General features: G+C 49.3%; 12 protein-coding genes. 4 read left to right on the top strand and 8 right to left on the bottom strand.

All coding sequences use genetic code 11. From position 1 onward, the window contains the following. Both Ga0074115_RS16985 and Ga0074115_RS16000 read left to right on the top strand, forming a co-directional pair. On the top strand, positions 1–242 hold a 242-nt coding region (locus Ga0074115_RS16985), incomplete at its 5' end, for a hypothetical protein (RefSeq protein ID WP_232433152.1). A 38-nt stretch (positions 243–280) separates the two neighbouring features. After that, positions 281–1,237, top strand: a complete 957-nt coding sequence (locus tag Ga0074115_RS16000; RefSeq protein ID WP_232433151.1) for a DUF3732 domain-containing protein — start codon at positions 281–283, stop codon at positions 1,235–1,237. A 1-nt stretch (position 1,238) separates the two neighbouring features. Here the strand turns inward: Ga0074115_RS16000 and Ga0074115_RS15195 are convergent, their stop codons facing one another. Then, a complete protein-coding gene (locus tag Ga0074115_RS15195; protein WP_057957048.1) occupies positions 1,239–1,502 on the bottom strand; it encodes a type II toxin-antitoxin system HicB family antitoxin in 264 nt (87 codons plus the stop codon). Between the two features lie 312 nt (positions 1,503–1,814). Between Ga0074115_RS15195 and Ga0074115_RS15190 the strand changes: the two genes are divergently transcribed. Continuing rightward, positions 1,815–2,300, top strand: a complete 486-nt coding sequence (locus tag Ga0074115_RS15190) for an antirestriction protein ArdA (protein WP_060528692.1) — start codon at positions 1,815–1,817, stop codon at positions 2,298–2,300. Between the two features lie 49 nt (positions 2,301–2,349). Here the strand turns inward: Ga0074115_RS15190 and Ga0074115_RS15185 are convergent, their stop codons facing one another. The 7 genes from Ga0074115_RS15185 to Ga0074115_RS15160 all read right to left on the bottom strand — a co-directional run bounded on the left by Ga0074115_RS15185 (position 2,350) and on the right by Ga0074115_RS15160 (position 7,637). Next, a complete protein-coding gene (locus Ga0074115_RS15185; protein ID WP_057957050.1) occupies positions 2,350–3,909 on the bottom strand; it encodes a Fic family protein in 1,560 nt (519 codons plus the stop codon). Between the two features lie 140 nt (positions 3,910–4,049). Further along, a complete protein-coding gene (locus Ga0074115_RS15180) occupies positions 4,050–4,637 on the bottom strand; it encodes a mobile mystery protein B (RefSeq protein ID WP_060528691.1) in 588 nt (195 codons plus the stop codon). Continuing rightward, positions 4,634–5,104, bottom strand: a complete 471-nt coding sequence (locus tag Ga0074115_RS15175) for a mobile mystery protein A (protein WP_082626919.1) — start codon at positions 5,102–5,104, stop codon at positions 4,634–4,636. Before Ga0074115_RS15175 ends, Ga0074115_RS15180 begins: the two co-directional genes overlap by 4 nt. A 233-nt stretch (positions 5,105–5,337) precedes the next feature. Next, entirely contained in the window at positions 5,338–5,631 is a 294-nt protein-coding gene (locus Ga0074115_RS15170; protein WP_057957051.1) for a hypothetical protein, read from the bottom strand. 28 nt (positions 5,632–5,659) lie between these two features. Beyond that, the gene (locus Ga0074115_RS16395) at positions 5,660–6,292 is read right to left on the bottom strand and encodes a hypothetical protein (RefSeq protein WP_157292809.1); all 633 of its coding nucleotides are present in this window, start codon (positions 6,290–6,292) and stop codon (positions 5,660–5,662) included. Beyond that, positions 6,289–6,936 carry a J domain-containing protein gene (locus tag Ga0074115_RS15165; protein ID WP_157292807.1) on the bottom strand — a complete coding sequence of 216 codons (648 nt, stop codon included), beginning with the start codon at positions 6,934–6,936 and terminating at the stop codon, positions 6,289–6,291. The genes Ga0074115_RS16395 and Ga0074115_RS15165 overlap by 4 nt, the downstream gene beginning before the upstream one ends. A gap of 32 nt (positions 6,937–6,968) precedes the next feature. Further along, the gene (locus Ga0074115_RS15160; RefSeq protein WP_057957053.1) at positions 6,969–7,637 is read right to left on the bottom strand and encodes a hypothetical protein; all 669 of its coding nucleotides are present in this window, start codon (positions 7,635–7,637) and stop codon (positions 6,969–6,971) included. Positions 7,638–7,753: 116 nt separating this feature from the next. On the opposite strand from Ga0074115_RS15160, the gene Ga0074115_RS15155 reads away from it, so the two are divergent. After that, positions 7,754–8,146 carry a hypothetical protein gene (locus tag Ga0074115_RS15155; RefSeq protein WP_057957054.1) on the top strand — a complete coding sequence of 131 codons (393 nt, stop codon included), beginning with the start codon at positions 7,754–7,756 and terminating at the stop codon, positions 8,144–8,146. Positions 8,147–8,235: the final 89 nt, after the last annotated feature.

Below are 8,235 nucleotides of genomic sequence, written 5' to 3'. Positions count from 1 at the left end.
GCCTCCACTACATCTTTCCTTTTCTGATCACGCTGTTCTTTTATCGTAGCCATGGAAAGCAGTATACACTGCCAATACTTTCGGAACGATTAATAAGCAGCTGGACTCCTTTACAATCAAAGGAGGATGAGCTTGAAGGAGATCCGTTTTACGAACTTGATAAGCAATATCGGAAGTTTTCAGAAGAAAAAAAGTTATTAGATCTAGGCTTCGAGCCGCCAGAGAATATGCTGGATCAATAGGTGGTTTTGAAGGTGAACTGAATGAGCAGTCACTTAGATTGCAATCAATTGGACTATATAAAAAATTAACACCAGGTACTGTTTGTCCGATTTGTGAATCAGAGCATGAAGAGCTGAAGAAAGCTGAAACGATTATTTATTCTTCAGTAGCCGAACTGAACTCAAAATTAGAGGGAGTATCAAGAAATAAGCCTCGCATTACCTCATACTTGAAAACATTAGAAGACGAAGATAGGCGGCTTGCAGATAATATAAGGAAAACGCGTGATGCTATGGAGGTGCTAAGAAAGGAAGATGTTGAGCTGGCCACAAAAGCACATCTTGATGATATAAGATCGCGAGTTGTTGGAAGAATATCTCTATATCTTGAAAGTGTCGATTGGAGTGATGATACAAGCTCTCTTCAAGATAAACTGAATATAATTGTGCCTCAAATAGAACAGCTTGAAGAGCAACTCGACCCAACAGCGCTCAAAGAAAGACTTGAGTCACAGCTTAGTTGTGTGGCAGAGGATATGACAAGGTGGGCGCGGGAGCTTGGACTGGAGCATAGCGAACACCCCATAAGACTTGATGTTTCTAATTTAACCGTTGTTGCTGAGACTCCGCACGGTCGTACACCTCTATATAGAATGGGTAGTGGGGAAAACTGGGTAGGTTATCACTTGATTGCCTATTTAGCTTTAGCAAAATGGTTTATAGAGCAGAAACGTCCAGTAGGGCGATTTATATTTTTCGATCAGCCTACGCAGGTTTATTTCCCTTCAGATCAGGCTGTAACTGGCAGCTTAGATGAAATCAGCGATGATGAAGATAGAGAAGCTGTTAAACGAATGTTTGAGTGGATATTTAAGGTCGTCTCTGAGCTCTCACCTGAACTTCAAGTTATCATAACTGACCATGCCGATATTGATGAAGAATGGTTTCAAGCCGCTATAGCTGATACGAAGTGGCGAGGTAATGAGGCGCTAATTCCAAGGCATTGGTATGAATGAGTTAGAATGTTTTGAACTCAACCACGTAATCGGTCAGATACTCATCTTCCTCGGTTGCTAATACTTCGTCTCGGCTTCGTGGCGGGGCTAGAGGCTGGCCATTCTCCTTCATAGCTTCCAGATGGAGATTCAGTGCCTCGGCGAATTGAGCCTTGGCTTCTTCTTCGGTTTCGCCGGATGCGATACATCCAGGAATATCCGGTATATTGACCCAATAGTCCGTACCGGCGTCTTTTCTGATGAGGGCAATATATTCAAGCGCCATATCTCTTGTCTCCCGTAATCCTCTTCGCATTATTTTACTATTTTTCACACCGTTTTTTAAATTCTATTCTGCCGTATTAGGCCGCTGTAATGAGGCCGAATGTGCGGCGGTCATGATGTCTCCTGTCAGTGAAATTTGACCGTGGTGACTTTAGCGCGGTCGTTGTAACTGCGAGTCTACCCAACGGCTCCAGCCACCAACCGTGTTCTCGCTACGCTGCGAGCCGCACCATTGATGGCTTCCGGGCTTTCCGTTCCGCCTGTTTCCGCGCCTGTCGTGAAACCACAATTTCACAAGACAGGAGACAGACCAATGACCGAATTCTACGCACAACCGTACTCACTCGACCACACCGGCTTTTACTTCGACAGCTTCGAAAAGTTCGAGGCCGGTATGGAAAAACTCAACCAAAAAGGCTGCGAAGAGGTCGAAATCCAGTTCATCGATGGCGAAGCCCATCTTGTCCGCCTCTCAGAAGCAGCACATATCGGACAGGGCAATGTCGATACCTGGTTCGAAGAGCTGGATGATCTCGACGAAACCGAAGCCACCCAAATCTTCTTTCTTCTCGATCTAGGCTACAGCCTCGAAGATGCTTTGGAACGCTACGAAGAAGTCAGCCTCTTTAACGGCCAAGCCAAGGATTACGCCTACGATATAATCGAAGAAACAACCGAAATCCCTGAAAATCTTCGCTACTATATCGACTACGATGCCATCGCCCGCGACATGAAGATCAACGGCGAGATCATCGAAATCGATCACGACCTGATCGTTACCAACGCATATGACTTTTAATCTTCAACAGGCCGCCGAAAAGCGGCCTTTCCAATCTCTCTACGCTATATCACTTTGACGAAGGAAGTGCAGGCGCAGGTCTCCCTTCCAGTCCAGCATTAACCAGTTCTGCCAGAAAATCAGCAAAGGGCATGATATTCTGGTCCACGCTGGCCGCTTCCAATGCGGCCATATATTCGTCACGCCGTTCCAATGGCACGACCGTCCAGGGATAGCCGCCACTCGCCAGCATTACGTTCATTAGAAAACGTCCCATGCGTCCGTTGCCGTCCATATAAGGATGGATATACACAAACATAAAATGTCCCAGTACAACGCGAACAGCTGGGTTGGGTTCTTCCCTGATGAGATCAAAGAGCGCAGGCATAAGATCACGCACTGCGTCCCGATTTGGCGGTGTGTGTTGGGAGTAGCGGATATAGACTTGATCATTACGATAACCGGCAAGATCAGCAATGTCCAAAATGCCGGCCGTAATACTGGGCGCGAACAGTTCCCGGTACCATGTACCGTGATCATTATCGACAACGATGCCGGGGTTTTCGTGCTTGAGGACTCTGGTAACGCTTTTTTTGACGGCCTGAAAGGCCAGATAGTAGCCTCGTGCCGCCATGGCATTACGTTGTTCCCGGTCTTCTTCGTTATCGTCCGGGTTCCAGCTTTGCTGACGTACGCGCTCAATCAATTCAGCGCTGACGCGATAACCCTCAATCGACAAAGAGTGATAGGCATCAGTGACATATACATCGTCAACATGTTGCATGTAAGTCTTGATGTCTTTGGGTATGCCCGGCGCTTCTGGGAACCGTTCGATAACAGGATTGCGCATTGCATGCCACATCAGGCGCAGGCGATTAACGTAAGGGGATCGTTCTCTGCCGGACAGAATGACAGGCGGTTTCGTTTCAAACGGGTCAGATTCTCGTACGTCATAATCGGCGGCTCGCATGGTTGCAACAATATCGTCGGCAATACGATCACGGCCAATATTGCGGAATGCGCCAGCCAAACGACCGGCGATGGTGGTGTGTCCACCTTTCAAGAGCTTTGCAAGAATTTCAGAGGCACCAGAAATGGTAGACAGTGCGGCGCGAATGTCGGTCGGATTTTGTTGGAATAATACAGGCGAACAATCGATCAAGGCCGGGACCAGGGCATATATGCGAAGGCCATTGACTGTTTCTATGTCCTGCTTCTCCGGCATGCTGTAGCGGACAGTCAAGAGTGAGGTGTCATGTGGGAGTACTGTGATCTTGTTATCCCCCTTTGGCGAACGGACCAAAAGCTGACGTGGTACGCTTCTGTTACCAGCATGTAACAACAGGGATTGTTCTGGTGACAGACACCAGTCTGTGCCGAAACGTTCATTCAGATACGAGGCGCAAAAATTCCAGAATGAGGCATACCATGCTGTACTTTCACCGGCTACTTCGCCGGGGCGGGATGGGATGTACCACCCCTTCATGACGGGTTGCAGAAAGCCGTTCTTGACAAGACGTTCCCGGTCGGTGCGTTCCAGGTCGCTGGAGCGGATAGCGACTACCCCATGATCCTGAAGCGCCTTCAAGGCTTCAAGAGACCGGGCGAGTTTTTCTGACGGGGCTGCCATATTTTACGTTCTCTTTATCGGTTTTTACGTTGGTTTAATTCTAGGTTATGTTGCTGTAAGTATCATAGGTTATTATGTTGTAGCATTTATAGGGAATCATGTCGAGCTAAAAATAGGTTTTTCTGCATAGCCTGCGAAATTCAAGACCGGACAAATTCCAACAATGGGCCGATATCGTGATTATCAGCGGCGCGGAGCGCAGTGACATATGCTTTCCGTGTCTCACTGGCATCGACCAGATTGACGCGCCCCCATGTGAATCGGGGACGACCAAGTGCTGCTAGCAATAGGTCGGTCGCTAGACGCGCATGGCGACCATTGCCATTCGGATAAGCATGAATCCAGACCAGCTTGTGATGAAAGCGCGTAGCGATTTCATCTGGCTCGTAGCTCCCGTTCTCTATCCAGAAACGGCAATCATCAAGGAGCTGGCGCAGCTCCATCGGAATGCGGTAAGCGTCAACGCCGATATTTTTACCGGTCCGCCGATATTGACCGGCCCAGCGCCAGACCCGGCCATACATATGTTTGTGCAGGCCGTTTAAAAAACGCTCGTCCAACACATCACGCTTGCGTTTAGAGGCCCATTCTTCCGCTTCCAGGATATTGGCCTGTTCGGCTTCATTGAGTTCTCCCCGTAGGGTGATATAGGACGGAATCAGGCCTTCCCGCTCTTCTTCGCTGAGCGGCGTTGCCGCGTCATCCTGTTCGTATAGCGGGTCGGTCATTCATTCTCCTCCCAAAGCTCGGACCCGGCCTTATCAAGCAGGCTTTGAATCATGCGTTTGAATTGTTCCTGCTCGTCTGCCGTATCAACACCCTGGGCTTCGAGAGACATGCTGTGGCTCGTTGATTTCAGCCGTTTCTTCGCAAGGCGTTCAGTCCGCTCGGCAACCAATTCATCGAGCGGTTTTCTCGGTACTAGCGCGTAGACCAAACGGCAATCAAGTGCATTGGCTGCCTTTTCCAGGCTGTTGAGTGTAATCGAGCCCTTGGCCTCCGCTTGCTCAATAGCAACGGCGCGTGACTGAACGACCCCCAGCCGCTTTGCTAGCTGAGCGGTTGTCATGCCCAGAGCCTCACGAATGGCCTTGATCCAGCCACGTGGTGGGCGTATGAAGCTCTCTGAATCCCGTAGGGAATTCAAGCGCTTATCAAGTTGTCGGCGTGCGACAGCACGTTCTTTCGGGCGCATGATAATCACCTTTATATGTTAATTCTTCTAAAGAAGAATCACATATAAGAGATAGTAAAGCAAGTATTATATCATATATAAGTGATTATATTTGTTTATTTATATCATATATAGGTGATTGAGTGGCCACCAGTTTTTCTGGCAGCTAGAATTTTGCCAGCCTCGGTGAACGCGGCGTGATTTTCATCGCCCCTGAAACCCGCCTAGTTGGAGGTTTATGGAAAGGTGCCAAATCAATAGCCTCCCAACCTGCATTTCATCGGGATGCCGAAGCGTCTGGCCAGCCACTTGTAGCTCCTATTTTGAAAATAGACCGTAAGGCCAAACATAAGAATGAATATCGGCCACAGATACCACGCCTCCCAAAGAGAAGGCGGGTTGCTGTAATCATGGCTGACTAGCCGCTGAACCAGATATTGCATAGGCATTGCTATCGCATAGGCGGCAATAAAACCGGCGATTAGGGTGATAGCGAAGGCAATTATCCGTTTTGCCAGAATTTTCAGTCTTGTGAATACTGCGTACATGATTACCTCCTCATGAAAATATGTCGCATTACTTCCTGGGTAGAAGGCCAGCCGGTTTATGCGGCAAAGTCTTGGGCGCATTTTTTGGAAGTGCTTTTGCCGTGTTCCTTGGTAGTGCCGTGCGTGGAGCACTTTCAATGCGGGGTGCTTGAGACCGTTCCCGATTACCGGTCAGATCTATTGCATCGGTGAGCGGAATGGTCCGAAACTTCTTCTGGCAACTCGGGCATTTATGGATTCCCGCGTTACCGGTACTACAGGATATGGCTCCGCAGTTGCAGCGACAAAAACTCTTCTTGCCGCAGTGGGGGCAACCGTTATAGCTCCCGCTCATTGTCACCTTCCTCTTGAGAGTGATGCTGTCAAGATCAGGCGCTTGTGGTGTACAACTGGAAGCTGACGGCGTTTCCAAAGCGGTAGCTTTAATTCCGGTAGCAGTGGTTTCAGATAGTTCGAAGTCCACGCGCGAAAGTTTCCCGATATGCTCACTGCAATAAAGAAGTTTATAAGCTGTCTTTGGCGCAGGAGCGGGAGCCTTTTCTCTTGGTGCCGCCGTTGCCGGGTGTGCAGGGCGTTTACCCTGCTTGTTCTTAAATTGCATGAACTCCGCTTTAGCACGGGCCAAGTCGCCTTTTTTACTTTTCATGAGTTGCTTTTTCATTTCCAACCTCTCTTTTGTTTTACAAGTTTCACAGCGTCGTTAATCTGCTGCGCCAGAATCGGGGTAGGACAGCCCTTGTCAGGATGAACGCGGCTGATTAGCTCCCGATGCCTTTTCTTAAGGAGCGCAAGGTCAAGGGATTCCGTTTCACCAAATCCCAGAAGTAAGAGCGCGTCCTTATATGCATTAGCCGGTTTCTCAGGAGACGGGGTTTCACGCTTTCTTTCCCGCTCCTGTTCCTTCTCGCTTTCGTGTTCTTCCTGCTCCCGGTCATCGCCTTCGCCGCGCATGTAGCGACAAAAAGACCGAAAGCTCCTGAACTCGTCTCGCCCGTATTGCCAATAGAGCTGCCAGAGTTTTAGTCGCTCCTGGAGGGCAAGCCAGCATTCCACTGCAATCCGCTTGATCGGTGCCGAGATAGCGCCATATGCGAGCTGTATCAATTGAAGGCCATAGCTCATTGCGCGTTGCAGCATCCGAATGATGGCGGTCGATACAGCATCGGTTAGATAATTGCAGGCACTGGCAACTACATATGAAAGCCATTCCAGCACTTTTCCAATGACACCCAGGGCAACAATAAACCCGATAAGATAAAGGGCACCGATGAAGAAGTTGAATATTGTGCTTGCACCTTGGCTCATCGCTAACTCTCCGTTCAGAATAGCCCCGTTCATCAAATCTCCCCAGGCTCTTTAGTCCACTGGTCTTTGGGGGCTAAAGCGATCCCGTCACCCATGTTGGCCAACTGGTCCAGTCTCTCGTCGCAGGCTTTGAGCCGAGCGAGAATGGCGAGCGCATCCTTGTAGCCGAACACGGTCAACACATCATTGCGCTGGCCCAGATAGTCATAAGAGAGGTGATAGGAATCACCGTAATACCGCTTCCTGATAGTTTGTTGGCCTGTCCGCGTCGCCAGGTCGTATTCGTCCTTTTCTTCCTGTGCCTTGTCGTGCGGTATCAGGCTCAATTTATGGGGGAGCTTCCGGTCATAACTCTTCCAGCCGCTCCAGCTTCGGAACTTGAATTCATCGGTTGTCATCTCGATCCGGGTCTCGGTTTGCAAAATGCAACGCCAGAACCAGTTCAGGATCGGATAAGAAAGCCAAGGTCCCAGCAGAAGGGCGGGCCAGAGCCAGTCCGTCGGGTGAGGGGTGTTTGAAAGTATCTGGAACCCACCCCATGACAGGCCAAGAGCGCTAATCGCGGCCAGAAATTCAGCGAATTTCACCCTCTGCGGCGTAATGGCCAGAGGCGTGATACGGAAGGCTGTATTCCCGCTCTTGTCGGTAAATAGCTCTGTAGTAGGCTTACCGTGGAATGGTGATATAATTTTCTTACTCATGGTGCAGGTTCCTGATCTACATTCTGGGAATCAGTTTATGGAGGATATGTACGGACTTTCCTCGCGTGATCCTCGTGGGGAACGAGGAACATATGGGCAAATAACTCACTGAATATATGAAGTTTTACGATTGGCAGATTGACAAAATCAGAAGCAGACTGGTCGCTTATCGCTATAAGAAGGGCCAGAACGGTCGCCCTCGTCCCTGGAAAGGGGTTCTCTATGACATTCTGATGTGTCCGGACACATCTCATGTCTTTCCGGAGGACGGTTCTCTCCCTGAATTCAAGGAAGAAGCCTTGAGGCGATTTGCTGCGGGCACTAGCGTATTGACACCGGACAAACTGGAAGACCTTCGCGTCTTTCTCGTGAAGGAACATTTTCTCAAAGAGAAAGAACTCGATGAGGCTCCCTATGACGTGGAGGAAGCGTTAGCCTTGCATGGCTATCTTGCCTCGAATTCCGATGAGGCGCGTAAACTTCTCACGAAACTTCCCGGTAGCTATTAATCGTTCCGAAAGTATTGGCAGTGTATACTGCTTTCCATGGCTACGATAAAAGAACAGCGTGATCAGAAAAGGAAAGATGTAGTGGAGGC

This window comes from endosymbiont of Ridgeia piscesae (assembly GCF_001443665.1).
GTDB classification, from domain to species: domain Bacteria; phylum Pseudomonadota; class Gammaproteobacteria; order Chromatiales; family Chromatiaceae; genus Endoriftia; species Endoriftia persephonae.
This window is presented reverse-complemented; position numbering and strand designations above follow the sequence as displayed.